Source organism: Agrobacterium sp. B1(2019) (assembly GCF_008274755.1).
Classification (GTDB): Bacteria; Pseudomonadota; Alphaproteobacteria; order Rhizobiales; family Rhizobiaceae; genus Agrobacterium; species Agrobacterium salinitolerans.
This window is the reverse complement of the sequence record NZ_VTPB01000004.1, coordinates 1-15,225: the sequence shown is the minus strand read 5'-3', so window position 1 is coordinate 15,225 and position 15,225 is coordinate 1. Positions and strand designations below refer to the sequence as shown.

14 protein-coding genes are annotated in these 15,225 nt (G+C 59.1%); 4 read left to right on the top strand and 10 right to left on the bottom strand.

Annotated features, from left to right (window positions below):
* Positions 1-97: 97 nt before the first annotated feature.
* Positions 98-430: an antibiotic biosynthesis monooxygenase gene (locus AGR1_RS24195; RefSeq protein WP_149148555.1), complete on the bottom strand. Its 333-nt coding sequence runs from the start codon at positions 428-430 to the stop codon at positions 98-100.
* On the bottom strand, positions 427-1,413 hold the full coding sequence (locus AGR1_RS24190; protein WP_149148554.1) for a zinc-dependent alcohol dehydrogenase family protein: 987 nt from the start codon (positions 1,411-1,413) through the stop codon (positions 427-429). The genes AGR1_RS24195 and AGR1_RS24190 overlap by 4 nt, the downstream gene beginning before the upstream one ends.
* A gap of 26 nt (positions 1,414-1,439) precedes the next feature.
* Here AGR1_RS24190 and AGR1_RS24185 point away from each other — a divergent pair, with 26 nt between their 5' ends.
* Positions 1,440-2,537 carry a LysR family transcriptional regulator gene (locus AGR1_RS24185; protein WP_246669727.1) on the top strand — a complete coding sequence of 366 codons (1,098 nt, stop codon included), beginning with the start codon at positions 1,440-1,442 and terminating at the stop codon, positions 2,535-2,537.
* 269 nt (positions 2,538-2,806) lie between these two features.
* Here the strand turns inward: AGR1_RS24185 and AGR1_RS24175 are convergent, their stop codons facing one another.
* The gene (locus AGR1_RS24175; protein ID WP_149148553.1) at positions 2,807-3,571 is read right to left on the bottom strand and encodes a 3-oxoacyl-ACP reductase family protein; all 765 of its coding nucleotides are present in this window, start codon (positions 3,569-3,571) and stop codon (positions 2,807-2,809) included.
* A 166-nt stretch (positions 3,572-3,737) separates the two neighbouring features.
* Entirely contained in the window at positions 3,738-4,667 is a 930-nt protein-coding gene (locus AGR1_RS24170) for a LysR family transcriptional regulator (protein WP_149148552.1), read from the bottom strand.
* Between the two features lie 190 nt (positions 4,668-4,857).
* Between AGR1_RS24170 and AGR1_RS24165 the strand changes: the two genes are divergently transcribed.
* From AGR1_RS24165 to AGR1_RS24155, 3 genes are all read left to right on the top strand, one after another.
* Complete coding sequence (locus AGR1_RS24165; RefSeq protein ID WP_149148551.1) at positions 4,858-5,454, top strand: NADPH-dependent F420 reductase; 597 nt, start codon at positions 4,858-4,860, stop codon at positions 5,452-5,454.
* Positions 5,455-5,521: 67 nt separating this feature from the next.
* Complete coding sequence (locus AGR1_RS24160; protein WP_246669726.1) at positions 5,522-6,475, top strand: zinc-binding dehydrogenase; 954 nt, start codon at positions 5,522-5,524, stop codon at positions 6,473-6,475.
* Positions 6,476-6,572: 97 nt separating this feature from the next.
* A complete protein-coding gene (locus tag AGR1_RS24155) occupies positions 6,573-7,310 on the top strand; it encodes an SDR family oxidoreductase (protein ID WP_149148550.1) in 738 nt (245 codons plus the stop codon).
* A gap of 891 nt (positions 7,311-8,201) precedes the next feature.
* On the opposite strand, the gene AGR1_RS24145 is transcribed toward AGR1_RS24155, so the two are convergent.
* The 6 genes from AGR1_RS24145 to AGR1_RS24115 all read right to left on the bottom strand — a co-directional run bounded on the left by AGR1_RS24145 (position 8,202) and on the right by AGR1_RS24115 (position 14,962).
* A complete protein-coding gene (locus tag AGR1_RS24145) occupies positions 8,202-10,151 on the bottom strand; it encodes a MacB family efflux pump subunit (protein ID WP_149148549.1) in 1,950 nt (649 codons plus the stop codon).
* 8 nt (positions 10,152-10,159) lie between these two features.
* Positions 10,160-11,368 (bottom strand): efflux RND transporter periplasmic adaptor subunit, encoded by a 1,209-nt coding sequence (locus tag AGR1_RS24140; RefSeq protein WP_246669725.1) that lies wholly within the window; start codon positions 11,366-11,368, stop codon positions 10,160-10,162.
* 232 nt (positions 11,369-11,600) lie between these two features.
* Entirely contained in the window at positions 11,601-12,950 is a 1,350-nt protein-coding gene (locus AGR1_RS24135; protein ID WP_149148548.1) for a HAMP domain-containing sensor histidine kinase, read from the bottom strand.
* 1 nt (position 12,951) lies between these two features.
* Positions 12,952-13,626, bottom strand: coding sequence for a response regulator transcription factor (locus AGR1_RS24130; RefSeq protein WP_149148547.1), 675 nt, complete (start codon positions 13,624-13,626; stop codon positions 12,952-12,954).
* Positions 13,627-13,833: 207 nt separating this feature from the next.
* Entirely contained in the window at positions 13,834-14,118 is a 285-nt protein-coding gene (locus tag AGR1_RS24125) for a YMGG-like glycine zipper-containing protein (RefSeq protein ID WP_077984381.1), read from the bottom strand.
* A gap of 415 nt (positions 14,119-14,533) precedes the next feature.
* Entirely contained in the window at positions 14,534-14,962 is a 429-nt protein-coding gene (locus AGR1_RS24115; protein WP_348640597.1) for a TIM barrel protein, read from the bottom strand.
* Between the last annotated feature and the right edge of the window lie 263 nt (positions 14,963-15,225).

The following is a 15,225-nucleotide window of genomic DNA, read 5'->3' as shown; positions in this document are numbered from 1 at the left end:
GGTTGTTGTCAGGAGAATATCGACATGGTGGCATCGCGGAAGTCGGCGTCAGAGAAACCCGGCGTTGCTATTAGGGGAACCCTTGCCGTTGTGCGCTCTAAGCCGCGCCGCTTTTCCTAGGACGATAGTCACGCGAGCCGCTGTTGTCGTCCTCGAGATGATAGACCGTCGGTTCCCCCGAGAAGTATTCCTGTATGCCTCCCATGAACTGCTCATGGTCTTCGCTCGCTTCGAAACCCGGAGTATGATCGTCAAGCGACCGCCATCGCACGATCAGATTGAATACCTCCGGCGTTTCGATCCCCTGGGCGAGGACATGACCGCGGTAACCCCGCGCACGCGTGAGCAGAGGAACAACACCTCCGAACGCTTGCCTGAACTCGCTGATCTTGTCCTTTTGGACAGGCAGCACAGCGATCTCGTAAATCATGATTGCACCTTTGTGTCTGCCTGCGGGTCAATGGCAATCGCGATCTTACCGCGCAAACCGTTGTTTGGTTTCTCGAGCAGCGCATGGGCAAGCGGAAGGTCGGCGAGCGAATAGACGGCGCCCACATGCGGCCTGAGCTGACCGCGTTCCACCAAAGTGCTCAGCTCGTTGAGCTTTCCTTGGTTCTGCCTCGTGAAGACGAAGTGGTAGCTCGCGTTCCTGCCCCATGCCTCAATGAGATTTTGCGGCTGTGCGATGTCCACGATCGAGACGACGCGACCGAGTTGTGCAAGCGCCTTCGGGCTGTGGGACAATGTTTCGCCGCCGAGGGTGTCAAACACGACGTCTACTCCGCGGCCTTCGGTCTCCCGCATGATGGCGGCGACATAATCCTTTTTCCTGTAATCAATGACGACGTCAGCTCCGACACTTCGCGCAAACTCGAAGTTTTCTTCGCGGACGGTCGTAAAGACCTTTGCTCCGATGGCTTTCGCAACTTGGATAGCGACGTGCCCTACCCCACCAGCGCCGCCGTGGATCAATATGCTTTCACCCACCCTCAGGGCAGCACGCGAGACAAGCGCTTCCCAGGCGGTTCCGCCAACCAGGCTAAGGCTCGCAGCCTCAAGGTGGGTCAGCGAGCTGGGTTTGCGCCCGATGATGTTTTCGTTCGCAACGTGGTATTCGGCATAACTGCCTGGCCCGTCGAAGATCTGTGGCGTGTACCAGACCTCGTCCCCCGCAGCGAACATTGTTACCCCCGGACCGGTCGCTTCGACAACGCCCGATACGTCATGACCGGTAATTGAGGGCAACGGCACCAGGTCGCGATAGTCGCCTCGCCGCACTTGGTAGTCGAGGGGATTGATCGATGTGGCATGGACCCGCACCAAAACCTGCCCCGCCCTCGGAACAGGCTTTGGAATTTCGACGAGCTCAAAGGCTTCTGGACCGCCAAAGGATTTGAGTGACATCGCTTTCATTTCAGGCTCCTCTTCTATCGAAGGTAATGATTCTTGTCGCCGGCGTCGGCGTGGGACGACAAACATGCTCCGCCGTTGGAGCATTGCCGGCCTCGAAGCATCCACGCCGTTTCGATGTTCTATGTGATTTAACGCAATTGCTTTCGGTAGTGGCCCAGATTAAGGATCACCTTCAAGAAAAATTTGAAAGTCGGCGAATGGACGTGGACGAATTAAATCTCTTCGTGCGAATTGCTCAACTGCGCAGCATCAGTGCCGCAGCTCGCGACTTGGGTCTGACGCCCGCTGGCGCTAGCGCCAAACTGTTGGTTCTCGAGCGAAAACTCAGCGCAAGGCTCGTCCATCGCACCACACGGCAAGCAACTTTGACTGAAGACGGTCTGGCGTTCCTGCCACATGCGGAACATATTGTTGTCGCTGCGGAGGCCGCCCGAGCGGCACTTGGGCGAGAGCAAGCAGCGCCTCGCGGCACATTACGAATAGCGGCCCCCGCCTCGTTCGCGCGAATGCATATTGTGCCGGGTCTGGCTGACTTCTGCAGGCAATATCCCGACTTGGCACTTGATTTGCGCATTTCGGACAGCATCGTTGATCTGGTCGAAGGTGCCTTCGATGTGGCGGTTCGTTATACCGAGCTCAGCGACTCATCCTTTGTCGCGCGGCGGCTTGCTCCCGACAATCGGGTGCTGGTCGCGTCACCTGAATATCTCGAAAATCGCGGCCGGCCCAGCACGCCCGAAGACCTCGCGGAACATACCTGCCTCGTCGTCGGCACGCTCGATCTCTGGACATTTCGGGGGAACGGTTCGGTGGTGATCGAACGACGTGTTACTCCGAGTCTCCGCATCAACGACGGCACTGCAGTGCGCGATGCCGCTTCTGCCGGGCTGGGCATTGCGCTGATGGCCACGTGGTGCGCATCGGAAGAGCTACAGTCTGGCGCGCTGGTTCCGGTCCTTCCGGAGTACCCGCTGGTCTCAACCCAGACGCTTTGGGCCTTGTATCCAAGCTCTCGCGAGCTGGCACCGAAAGTGAGAGTGTTCATCGACTGGCTTGTCAATCGCTTCGGCAATCAACCCTACTGGGATAAAGGACTGGAAAACATCCTCGATTACCGTCGATGATACGTGATTATTGTCCGGTTCCGATACGCGCGCGAACACGAGTTCATATGGAACGGTGCGGTTTTACGCTTGAAAGGCGGCTGGGCGCGCATTCCAGATCAAGATCGGAACGGTGAAACCACCGAAGGCGACCCCTTGTTTTTGATCGTGCCAAGCCGCGGCGGCGTCTTGCAACCGCGTCGGTCAAGCCCGCCTTGAGCCGTTGATTATTGGTGAGGCGTCGAAATCGCTGCGCTTGGCGACGCAATTTTGCATTTCGCCCGGCATTTTCAGGATGTGAAACCTCCATCGGCCCGGATGTCGGCACCTGTTACAAAGGAGGCTTCCGGACTTGCAAGGAATGCGACCACGCTCGCAATTTCCTGAGGCTTTCCATAGCGGCCCACCGCGATACGCGAGATCTGCATAGCGGCAAACTCACCATCAACAGGGTTCATGTCAGTGTCGGTTGGGCCTGGATGCACCGTGTTGACTGTGATGCCGCGTGGCCCGAGGTCATGAGCCAAACTGCGGTTGAAACCGGCGACTGCCCCCTTGGTGAGGCCGTATGCTGACAGCCCGGGCACCCCGGCATATTTCGTGATCGAACTGCCGATCTGTATGATCCGGCCGCCATCCTTCATATGGCGCACGGCCTCCTGCGTGGCAACGAAAACGCCGGTTACGTTGATTGCGAGCATTGCCTGATAGTCATCGAAGGCGATTTCGTCGATGGGACCGGCAAAGGCAATACCGGCATTGTTCACCAAAATGTCGAGGCCGCCGAACTTATCGACCGTCGCGGCAACGGCGGCGCGTATCGCGTCCGGATCAGCGGCATCAGCGGCAATAGCCAACGCGCGCGCGCCCGTTTTTTCTATGGCGACAGCGACTTCCTCGGCCTTCGCAGGCGATCCGCGAAAGGTGAAAGCAACCTGAGCGCCATCCGCTGCGAGACGCTGGGCGATTGATGCGCCGATAGATCGCGATCCACCGGTGACAAGTGCGATCTTTCCGCTTAGTGGAAGATATCGAGACGAGGTTAGTTCAGGCATTTTTTCACTCCTTTTACGTGTCCGTGGAGTGATATATTTGCCCGTTCATGTCCTGGAATATTAGCATCATATCGGTTGGATCATCTTCAAGCATGTGTTGTATATGAGATATTCGCCGCAGTTAAACGACCACGGCTTTCAAAGAAGCTAACATGGCGTGTGGACATTATCCGAGACTGCCTGCGAACCGGGCACTGAGGCGCTCGCGACGGAAATATTCAGTGTAGAAGTCGATGAACGCGCGTGTTTTTAGCGGTTGGAGCGCGCGGCCCGAGTAGTAGAGCGAGATAGATCCGGCATCGGCATACCACTTCGGAAGGACACGTTCGAGCGCGCCACTTTCCATATGCGGCAGCACGTCGGGTACAGCCAATAATGCAATGCCCAACCCCGCGATTGCCGCCTGCACCATGGGCGCAGCGTCGCTCATCACAATCGTCTCGTCGAGGAGTGCACGCTCTTCGCGTCCTTGAGCGTCCCGCATCATCCATTGCCTGATCCGGCCCGAATTCGAGGATCGCATCAAGATTCCGGCATGCTCGGCCAGATCGGCGGGGCTGGCCGGCCGGCGACGTGCAGCAAAATAGCTGGGCGATGCGACCGCGATAACGTGTACGGGTGCGAGCGTCGTGGAAACGATGCCAGGATTGAGTTCGAAACCACCGCCGATCGCGGCGTCGAAACCCTCAGCGATAAGATCGACCTTGCGGCTGTCGAAATGCCAGTCAGGTCGGACGCCCGGATAACGGGCCAGAAAGTCGGGCAGTGCGGGGAGAACGTATCCCATCGCGAATGACAAACTCATGCTGAGCTTCAAAACACCGACGGGCTCGCCTTTCGTTTGTGATGCCCCGTCGATTGCCCCCTGAAGGTGGTTCAGGCTGTCGCCGATGCTTGCCAGAAACGACTCTCCCGCCTCGGTCAAGGTCAACTTCCGCGTTGAGCGGTGAAACAGTCGTATGCCGAGGTTGCGTTCCAGCATTGCAACATTCCGGCTGACGGCGGCCGGTGTGATCGAGAGACGCCGTGCAGCCCCGGAAAAGCTGCTTGCTTCTGCGCTTCGAACGAACGCTTCGAGGTTTGCCAATGTCTCCATGAAACGTGACCTTCAAACATTGATTGAAACTAAAACAATTCATCTATGACTTATGCTGCGTGTATTTGCCAGCCATATTCCGGTTCAACAGCAGCGCCGGTTTTTCGCAACGCCCCGTATCACGCCCAGTATGCAGCGGGAAAACCGACAGTCGCAGACAGAATTCTCACGAACCGTAAAGGAGTGGGTCATGACAGTTGGAATTATCGGAGCCGGCAACATAGGGGGCGCATTTGCCACGGCGCTCGGCAAGGCGGGAATCGAAGCCGTGATCGCAAACAGCCGAGGACCGGAAAGCCTCACGGCGCTTGTTTCGAAGCTAGGCAGCACGATCCGGGCTGGAAGCCTGCAAGAGGCCGCGGCGCAAGACATCGTTCTCGTGGCGGTCCCGTGGTCAAAGATACCTGGAGCGCTCGCCGGTTTGAACTTCGGCGACAGGATCGTAATCGACGCCAACAACTCCATCGAAGCGCCGCTTTACAGGCCGGCGGACCTTGGCGGCCGCACCTCTACGGATATTTTCACCGCCCTTGTGCCAGGCGCGCGCGTCGTCAAGGCGTTCAACCATCTGGCGCCAAGCCAACTGTCGGGCGACCCCCACTCGGAAGGAGGCAGGCGCGTCCTGTTTTACTCGGGCGACGATATGAGGGCGAAGGCTGAGGTCGCCGCCATCATTGATCGCATCGGCTTCTTCGGGATCGATCTCGGCGGGCTTGCGGTCGGCAGCCAGCTGCTTCAGTTCCCAGGCGGTCCCCTGCCCGCTCTCAGTCTCGTTAAGTTCGACTGAACATCGCTGCGCTCCATCCTTCTGCAATCGGAGCGCGGTGCGCCATCTGAAACCCGGAGACAATATCGTGACAAGGTTCATTCAAATGCAGTTGGCGGGCGGACCGTCGGTTTTGCAAGTTATAGAGAAAGACCTGCGCGCGCCCCGTGCCGGCGAGGTCAGGCTTATTCAAGACGCGATCGGCCTCAACTTCGTCGATACGATGATACGGAAAGGCCAGTATCCGATGGCGTTGCCGGCGGTTCCCGGTTTTGAAGCAGCCGGGACCATCACCGAGGTCGGATCCGCCGTCGAGGGGCTGTCGGTCGGTGACCGGGTCGCTTACTTCTTTTCGGAAGGCGCCTATGCCACCGAGAGGATCATTCCGACCGCGCCGCTCATCCGTCTGCCCGCCGATATCTCGAACGAGACTGCGTCGACCTTCCTGGCGAAGGGTGCGACGGCCTGGATGGGGATGCGTGGTCTCCACGATCTCAAATCCGCCGAGACGGTGCTGGTACTTGGGGCATCGGGGAGCGTGGGTGCTATCCTGTCTCGCTGGGCGAAGTCGCTGGGTGCTACAGTGATTGGCGTCGCAGGATCGCCGGATAAGTTCGACAAGGTCGCGGCCGGTGCTACTCATGCCCTCCACGCTGGCGAGCCAGATATCGCCGCCAAGATCCGTGCGATCGCACCTGACGGTGTCGACGTCGTTTATGATTTTGTCGGCCGGGCGACCTTCTCGTTGGGCGTGTCAAGCGTCCGAGATGGTGGTGTAATTGCGGCGATCGGAGCCGCGACGGGTCAGCCAGCGCCGGGCCCCGATCTTGTGCGACGAGGCGTTGATGTCCGCAGCGGCGGCACCCCGCAATACGTCCGGGGACCGACAGTCGAGATCGCGACCTCTCAGCTATGGGATGCGCTGCGCTCAGGCATTTTCAGTGATCTCGAAACCGTCCGCTATCCGTTTGACGAGATAGCCCGCGCGCATGACGACATGGACAACCGCCGCTTGAGCGGTCTGCCGGTCCTGATCGCGTAATCCGAAAACTAATTGTGCGGCGGCAGGCCGCACGGACGCCCGCCGCAAGGCGGCCGGGCGAGACATTTCCCCTGTCGATAACGAAAGGAATAAACCGATGAGTGAACTGGCAGGTAAGCGTGCGCTTGTGACTGGTGCGTCCCGCGGCATTGGAGCCGCGATCGCAATCGCACTGGCCGAAAAAGGTGCTGACGTAGCGATCACATATGAACGCGCCGCTGATCGGGCAGCGCAAGTTGTCGCAACGATCGAAGGCAAAGGGCGCAAGGCGTTGGCTATCCAGGCTGACAGCATGGACCCCAATGCGGTCAAGCGGTCGGTTGATGAGGCGGCGCAGGCATTGGGTGGCCTCGACATATTGGTGAACAATGCCGCGATCGCGATCTACAAGGATGTGGCGGATTTCACCGTTGCCGAGATCGACGCCCTCTTCGCCGTCAACGCTCGATCCCCGATTTTGGCATCGCAGGCCGCGATGCCGTATCTCGGACAAGGCGGCCGGATCGTCACAATCGGTTCCGCAGGCGCGGAACGCATTGTCGGTCCATCGACGGTTTATTCGATGACCAAATCGGCACTTCAATCATTTACCCGCGGTCTGGCGCGAGAACTTGGCCCCCGTGACATTACTGTCAACCTCATTCAGCCGGGATCAACCAACACGGAAATGAACCCGGCCGAGGGCGAGTTCGGAGATTTCCAGCGTGCTCTGATTCCGCTCGGCCGGTACGGCGAGCCGGAAGATGTCGCGGCTGCGGTAGCCTTCCTCGCATCCGGCTCGGCCCGACAAATCACCGGAACCATCCTGACCGTTGATGGCGGCACACTGACCTAAACACACTCTCGCGGGTCCACCAATTAAACATAGGAGAGTGGGAGCTAACTGGATACGCCCACCTACCAGCTCTCCTTTCTCATTCCACTTTGCACCAGCAGAGCGTGGTCGAACGGAGTGTAGATCCCATGTGTTTCAAGCGCGGCTCGGCACTTCGCGCTGGGAAACGAGCCGCGGCGGCTGCCCCCCTTTCGCCGCGCTTTCGGAGGCCACTGCTCGGACTGGAGGAAGAGGGGCATGGATCGAGGGGCATATGCTGAGATTCGTGAATCAAGGAGTTCAACCATGTCACTGCGCCAGCCCGGCCAAGTTCCATTTCCCTTTCACTCACAATTGCCAAGGGACCACAGCTGTGGGCTTCGCGTCCTGCAAATGCTCACTGGCATGACCTATGATCGGGTCGCGGCCATGGTGGATTGGGGCAACAGGTCGATCGATTATACGCGGTGGGATAACGTCTGCCGGGTGTTGAGGTCCCTCGGCTGGCCTATCGGCACGCCGATAAGAACCAGCGGTTGGAGTGATATAAGGTGTGGCCGTCGTTCACGTCGATGGGGACCATTTCCTGCTCTATGAGTCGGTCAATCGTCTGTTTTACGATCCAAGAGAACTGGCGGGGCCACCTGGGGTTACCAGCCATGGCACCCGCTACCGTCTCAGGACGATGCGGCCGAGCCGACCCGCATCTTGATCGGGGACGGAAATGAATCGGAGGCAGCGGTTTGTTTCAGAAGTGTCATTCGACCATATTGTGAACATCGCCGATCATCTCGCCATGAACTCAGAAGCAGTCAGTTCTCCAGCAACTTGCGAGACTGATTTCCAATTGGAACTCCAAAACGGCAATGCCCACTGCTATTCTTCACTACGCCATCACATGCTTTCCAGCCATCAATCGCGTGCCAAGGCTTCTATCGGGTCCAGCTTTGCCGCATTGCGGGCGGGAAGGAAGCCGAAGACGATTCCGATCAGGGTGGAGCAGGCGAAAGCCACAATGATGGAGCCGGAAGAGAAGATCATTTTGAAATCCGGGCTCACTAAATTAAAAAGAGCGCTTATCCCGAGGGCGAGCATCACTCCCATGAGGCCGCCGAAAAGGCAGACCATGACGGCCTCGATCAGGAACTGGGAGAGGATATCGCTGCGGCGCGCGCCAACGGCCACACGAACGCCGATCTCCTTGGTGCGTTCGGTCACGGACACCAGCATGATATTCATCACGCCGATGCCGCCGACAATCAGCGAGATCACGGCGACTGACGAAATCAGCAGCGTCAGGGTTTGCGTGGTGGTCTCGATAGTCTCGCGAATGGTCGCTGAGTTGGTGAGGAAGAAGTCTTTCACGCCATGCCGACGCTCGATAAGGCGCGAAACAGCGGCCTCGACATTGCCTGGATCGACATCGTCGCTGATACGGACGGTTATGCCGTCGACGTTCGGACGACCCAGCATGCGGCCCATGACGGTTGTGTAAGGCGCATAAACCGTCAACGTATCAACCGCCGGGCCGAAGGAGTTTTCCCGTTTCGTCACACCTACGATCCTCGCCGGCATTGTGCCCAGAAGGATGACCTGCCCCACCGGGTTTACCCGGTCTGGAAACAGGTCTCGCGCAGCATTTGCATCAATCACCACATTCTGGCTGTAGGCGGTAACGAACTGGGCGTCGAACAGTTGTCCCTGCGCCAGCTCAAGACCCCGTACACGAAAGAAGTCCGCGCCAACTCCGCTGACTGACGCATTGACGGCCACGGCGGCGCGCTTGACAGTTACGCTCGTCGTGACGGTTGGTGTCACGCTGTCGACATAGGGCTGGTTCACCAGCGCTTCGGCATCGGCGGGAACCAGGGTCCGTATCTTGCCCGCTTCCAGATCGCCGAAGCCTTTCCCTGCCCGCACCTCGATCGTGTTGGTGCCGAGCGAACTGATACTGCTCAGGATTTGTTGCTGCGAGCCGGCTCCCAGTGCCGAGATAGCCGCTACCGAGGCGATGCCGATGATGATACCGAGCATGGTCAGAAGCGAGCGCATCTTGTGCGCCCATATTGCCGCGCCCGCCATACGAAAGGCCTCAGTCATCCGATCAATTGCGCCACGCAAGCCAGCGCCCGGCGCGTGTTCGCGGATGGGACGGGCCGTCGCGGCGGATTTGGATATATTTCGCTCGTCGGAAATGATAACGCCGTCGCTGATCTCCACGACCCGATCCGCATGTTCGGCGATCTTCTTGTCGTGAGTGACGAGGATGATGGTATGCCCCTCGGCGTGAAGCTCGCGAAGGATCTTCATGACTTCCGCGCCACTGTGCGTATCCAGCGCTCCGGTCGGTTCGTCGGCCAGAATTATCTCGCCGCCATTCATCAGGGCGCGGGCGATCGACACCCGCTGCTGCTGGCCGCCCGAAAGCTTGCCGGGGATATTGCCCGTCCGCTCGGCGAGGCCCAGTCGGGTCAACAAGGAGATCGCTCGCTTGTGTCGGTCGGATCGGCTGCGTCCGGCATAGATGGCTGGCACCTCGACGTTGCTGGCCGCGCTGAGATCGCCAAGCAGATGATAGCGCTGGAAGATGAAACCAAAACGCTCACGGCGTAGCGCCGCCAGTTCGTCCACGGACATCTTCGAGGTCTCGCGTCCTTCGATCCAGTAGCTGCCGTCCGTCGGACGATCGAGGCAGCCAAGGATGTTCATCAGCGTCGACTTGCCGGAGCCAGAAGCACCGATGATGGCCATCATCTCGCCGGCCTCGATGTCGAGGTCGACGTCTTTCAGCACCCGCACCATCTCGTCGCCTGCGGGGAAAGCGCGGGATACCCCACGTACGCGGATCAGTGGTTCCGTCATAGCGCGCCCTATCGCTTCGCCGCGGCCAGTTGAGCCTGGCCATCCATGCGTTCGTCCGTGGATGCTCCAAGGACTATGGTCTCGCCTGCCTGAAGACCGCTAAGGATCTGGATCTCCGCGCCGTTATCGATACCGACCTGGACCTGCCGGATCTGGACCTCGCCCATCGCGTCCAGTATGCGGACACGCGTCGTGTCCCCGGCCCGTGGCGCGCCTTCTACCGCACTGAGCGGAACCAGCACGGCGCCGCTGACGCGGCTCAAAACGATGGACACCTGCGCCGTCATGGAGGGCCGCAGGACCCCGTCCGCGTTCGCCACGTCGATCAGCCCGGTGTAATAGACCGCGCCGTTGGTTGAGCCAATCTGGCTCGCGGCGGCGTTGCTCTCGTTGGCGATGGAGGCTGGGGCCGGTTCCACCTGTCGCAACTCCCCATCGAAACGACGCTTCGGATCGCCAAGAATGCTAAACCAGACCGGCAGGCCCCGCCGTACACGCACGACGTCAGCCTCGGAGATATCCGCGCGCACCGTCATTGTGTCCAATCGTGCGATCATGACGATCGTCGGCGCGGTCTGCAGGGCATTTACGGTTTGACCCTCGTCAGTGACGATCGCGACCACTGTGCCGGCGATTGGGGCAGTGATGCGGGTATAGTCCAACTCTATACCCGCGGACTCCAGCGCGACCTGCGCTTGGGCGACCTGAGCGTCCAGCGACTGAACCTCAGCCCGCGCGGTGTCTCGCATGGCAACCGCAGCGTCATACTGGGCGCGCGGCGTGGAACCACCTGCCAGCAGGTCACGCTCGCGCTCGAAATCCTTCTCGGCCTTCACCAGACCGGCGCTGCGCGCGGCGTGAACAGCGCGGATGTTGGCCAAAGCGGCCTCGCGGTCCCGCAAGGTGTTGCGCCGGGTCTGGGAATCGATCTCGGCCACCAATTGGCCAGCCTCGACGATGTCACCGATCTTGACAGCCAGACGCTCAATGCGACCCGAGGCCTGGGCGCCGACACGCACCAGCTCGAGCGGTTCGAGAACCCCGTTCGCCAGCACCACCTCTTCAATGTCACCCGTTCGCGCCTGCGCCGTCACCAGTTCAGGCTTCGCCGGCGGACGCAGAAACAGCAGCCAGACGCCCAGCAGACCGACAAGGGTTGCCGCCGCCAGGATCAAACGCTTGCGGGTAATGTGTCGTGTCATTTCGTCGTGGCCCATGCTATTGAAATTTGCGGGCTTTCTCTGTCACGAGAGTTACCTGAAAATTACGGAGAGCGGCCGTCGGGCCTATCCGTTTGGCACGCGCTGTAAGATCAACCGATCAGCAAAGAGTGCTTGCAATGTGGATGGCGTGCCAGAGATTGCGCGCCAGACATCAATCGAGCGCGGCCGTGCTCAGCAAGCGTCGACGGACGAAGATGCCTTGACCAGTTGGCGCAGGCGACGGTCCCTACCGCTGCTGGAAAACGCGCTTCTCGCGCCAGCGCACGGCAAATGTGCTGCCCTTGCCTAGAGCGGACGAAAGCTCAACATAGCCGCCGTGACGGGTCACGATCTCGTTGACCATGCTGAGCCCCAAGCCCGCACCTGAGCCGTGGGGGCTGACCCGGTAGAACGGCTCGAATATGCGCGATTGCTTATCCCCGGCAATTCCGCAGCCCTGATCGGCGACAGTCACGCTGCCGTCAGCCTCAATACTGACCGATATCTGTCCTCTTCCGCATCCGTACTGGACTGCATTACGCACCAGATTGACGAATGCACGCTCCAGAGCTTCGGCATCCCCGGGAACGAACAGGTTTTCCGCATCGCTATCGAACGAAACCTCGTACCCTTCGGCGATTGCCAAGGGAGCAAGGTCGGCAACCACCTTAGACACAACGTTGTTGAGATCGACAGGTGCATTCTGCTGGGGCTTCTGCCGGTACTTCTCGGTGTCGAGAAGCTGGTTCGCGATTGCTGTAAGTCGCTTGATGGCCGTCTGCAGGTGTGTCTTGTCCGCACCCGGCGAAAGCGTATCAATTCTCACCTGCAGGACAGCAATCGGCGTTCGAAGTTCATGGGCCGCGTTGACAAAGAAGCGCTCCGTCGCCTCGAATCCGCTATCGAGACGGCGCAGCGCCCTGTTGATATCGCGCACCAAACGAAGCACCTCAGTGGGCAAGCCCCGCTCTTCCACCAGGGCGCCACGTGTGTCGAGATCGATCCTGTCGAGACGCCTGGTCAGGTCGCTGAAGGACCGCAAAGCCCAGCGTGTGACAAACGGGACACCAATCAGGGAAATGGCGACGAGGATCAGTGCCGGCACGCCGATGGCAAGGTTCCCCAACAGCACGGTCACACCATATTGGGACATCGAAACACCACCTGCAAAAATCGTTGCCTCACCGGCCTCTGTGTCGAAACGCTCCATGCGGGCGACACTCAACGGATCGTTCAGGTCACCATGCAGCTCGACACTTCTGAACGCCCGCAGGAATGGCATGTTGTCGGCAATTTTCCCGGGAGGCGCGCCGTGTGCAAGGACAATATCTTTCCCAAGGTCTGCTACGAACCAAAGGTCAGGCGCTTCCTGTATAATCTCTTTAAGCTCGGCCGTCGGAACCAGATGGGGTCGGCCATTCGGCTCGAGACGAACCGAGTCTGCGATTTCCTGAGACAGCCAGATGGACGTGATCGCCACATCGGGCTTGAGGCCAGAAAGGAGATAGAAAACCAGGCTGAGCGAGGCGATGACCGCGCAGAGCTGCAGGACAATAAAACCAAAAGTGAATCGCCAGCGAAGGGATGTGCTGGTCATCCTATTTCTGCTCATGAAGGTAGTAGCCTATGCCACGAATGTTCTTGATAACAATGTCGGCCTCCGCTTCGCCAAGCTTTCGGCGCAGGCGAGACATATTGGATTCCAGTGAGTTCGACTGGATTTCGTCGTCAAAGGAATAGACCTGCCCCTCAAGGGACGAGCGCAACACGGTACGACCGCGGTTTCTCAAAAGAGTCTCGATGATGAGCAGTTCCCTTCGGGTGAGCGCAAGCCGGATGCCGTTGACATGCACATCGCATGAAACCCGATCATAGGTGACGTTTCCTGCCGACAGGACGGACGGGCCTGCTGTCGGCACCCGCCTCAGCACAGCGCTCATTCTCGCGACCAGTTCGGGGATTTCGAAGGGCTTCGGTAAATAATCATCAGCACCGTCATTGAGCCCGGATATACGCTCGTCGGTAGACCTCAGAGCGGAGATGATGATCGATCGCGTGTTTGAACCTGCGCCACGCAAATCCGCAAGGAAGGTACTGCCATCACCATCAGGCAGTTGCCGGTCGATAAGGACGATATCGTAGTCCGCCATGGCGATCGCTTCCCGCGCCGTTGCCAGATCGCCAACCGCATCAAGAACGATGCCATGCTGCGAGAGGGCCACCCTCAAGGCATCCGTCATTTCTGGATCGTCTTCGATAAGTAGAAGTTTCATAGTCGCCTAGTCAGTCAAGTCGGACTATCGTTTCCGATAATCCTTACAGCAAAACCACGGCCATTGGTCGACATAAACTCGACGTTCGTGACGTCGTGACCGTCAGATTACCGGATGTCATAAAACTGCTGCGGACGCGGAAACCGAAGAACCGGAGTTCGTCGGTATCACTCTAACCTTTGACGTGCGGCAGCCCGGCTGCAATCTCTACCGGCAGCGACCGTAATAATCCCGGTATTTGCAGCTGTAGTCGCGGCGATCCCGTTGTCCCCAGCGGTCGCGGCGGTTCCTGTCGTTACGTTCGCTGATGTTGCCTATCACAGCGCCACCCGCGCCGCCTGCGGCGGCTCCCACTGCTGCGCCTTCCCAGGTACCGCTTGCCAGCCCACCGATGATAGCACCGCTCGCCGCACCAATGCCGGCGCCCTTTTCCGTCTGGCTGCACGCGGTCAGTGCCACGCAAACGAGTACTCCCGAGATAATCTTTTTCATGCCTGTCCTTTCATTCACCGCCACGGCGGCCGTCCATCGACCGTTGAGGCAGAGACGTATGGCCGCCGAAAATTACGGGGAAGTTACGCTGAACCGTCGCCATCGACGCCTGTCGAATGGGCAAATTCCTGTAGGACGCGCGTCTTAGCGATCACCCATTCTCAAGTGACCGCCGCCCATTTATAAGGTTCGGATTCTCGCTGTTCCTCGCTGCGCTCCAGAATGGAGAGCCGAAATGACTACATGCAGTCCCTCGCCAACGGCCTTGCGCCCCGACCGAGGGACCAATCTACTGATTTTGCGCGCTTTACGCTGGATTGCCGACTGTCAATCAGGAGGTCTCGTTTGAACTACAAGGCTTTGATCAACGCCGAGTGGTCTTTGTCGCTCAGGCCTCTTTCCAGCGCGCCAGTCATCAACTGATGAACCATCGCAGTGTTGGGCAGCATAAGCTCGAGCAGACGCGCCGACTCAAGGTCGCGACGAGATCGCCTTGCATGATTTGCATGTGGTAGAAATCATACTGGATCAGCAGGTTGGACTGCCCGACACGGTCCATGATCCGCTCGGCCTGATCGGTGTTAGTGAGGAAATATCCGGGTATGTCGCGGGTGTTGATGGGCTCGAAGACAAGGGCAATTCCGGCATCCGCCAGACGTTGCGCAGCGTGCCCGAGATTGCCGACGAGCGTGTCTTCCAGAACCTGCCGATCGACACCTGGCGGTTGGATACCGGCCAGACAATTTATCTTTCGGCATCCCAGAATTTTTGCATAGCGGATCGCCGTTTCCACGGATGTCCCGAATTCGGAGACCCTGTCCGGCAGGCAGGCGATCCAGGACACACCAGATGTCGTGCAACAGCATTATGGTCGCTTCTTGCCGCAGGATAAGGCAGCGCTCGCGGCCAAGATCCTGAATCAGGTCTGGGAAGCGGCATAACGATCAATCCCGTCAGATGCGGAAAATCGCGTCTGACGGGTCGGCCTCGCCTTGATGGGATATGAACCGGCGACACGTCAATTACTGCCCAACTCGCAGGGACGATCCGGGCCGCTGCGGCCCTGGCCTCAGACGCTCCAAGGGTCCACAAGGACTACCCCTGTTC

Excerpts from the sequence above, each read along its gene's own strand:
- AGR1_RS24145 (WP_149148549.1), bottom strand. The coding sequence starts at position 10,151 with ATGACGGAACCACTGATCCGCGTACGTGGGGTATCCCGCGCTTTCCCC.
- AGR1_RS24155 (WP_149148550.1), top strand. The coding sequence starts at position 6,573 with ATGAGTGAACTGGCAGGTAAGCGTGCGCTTGTGACTGGTGCGTCCCGC.
- AGR1_RS24125 (WP_077984381.1), bottom strand. The coding sequence starts at position 14,118 with ATGAAAAAGATTATCTCGGGAGTACTCGTTTGCGTGGCACTGACCGCG.
- AGR1_RS24135 (WP_149148548.1), bottom strand. The coding sequence starts at position 12,950 with ATGACCAGCACATCCCTTCGCTGGCGATTCACTTTTGGTTTTATTGTC.
- AGR1_RS24170 (WP_149148552.1), bottom strand. The coding sequence starts at position 4,667 with ATGGAGACATTGGCAAACCTCGAAGCGTTCGTTCGAAGCGCAGAAGCA.
- AGR1_RS24140 (WP_246669725.1), bottom strand. The coding sequence starts at position 11,368 with ATGGGCCACGACGAAATGACACGACACATTACCCGCAAGCGTTTGATC.
- AGR1_RS24175 (WP_149148553.1), bottom strand. The coding sequence starts at position 3,571 with ATGCCTGAACTAACCTCGTCTCGATATCTTCCACTAAGCGGAAAGATC.
- AGR1_RS24130 (WP_149148547.1), bottom strand. The coding sequence starts at position 13,626 with ATGAAACTTCTACTTATCGAAGACGATCCAGAAATGACGGATGCCTTG.
- AGR1_RS24195 (WP_149148555.1), bottom strand. The coding sequence starts at position 430 with ATGATTTACGAGATCGCTGTGCTGCCTGTCCAAAAGGACAAGATCAGC.
- AGR1_RS24165 (WP_149148551.1), top strand. The coding sequence starts at position 4,858 with ATGACAGTTGGAATTATCGGAGCCGGCAACATAGGGGGCGCATTTGCC.
- AGR1_RS24185 (WP_246669727.1), top strand. The coding sequence starts at position 1,440 with ATGATTCTTGTCGCCGGCGTCGGCGTGGGACGACAAACATGCTCCGCC.
- AGR1_RS24190 (WP_149148554.1), bottom strand. The coding sequence starts at position 1,413 with ATGAAAGCGATGTCACTCAAATCCTTTGGCGGTCCAGAAGCCTTTGAG.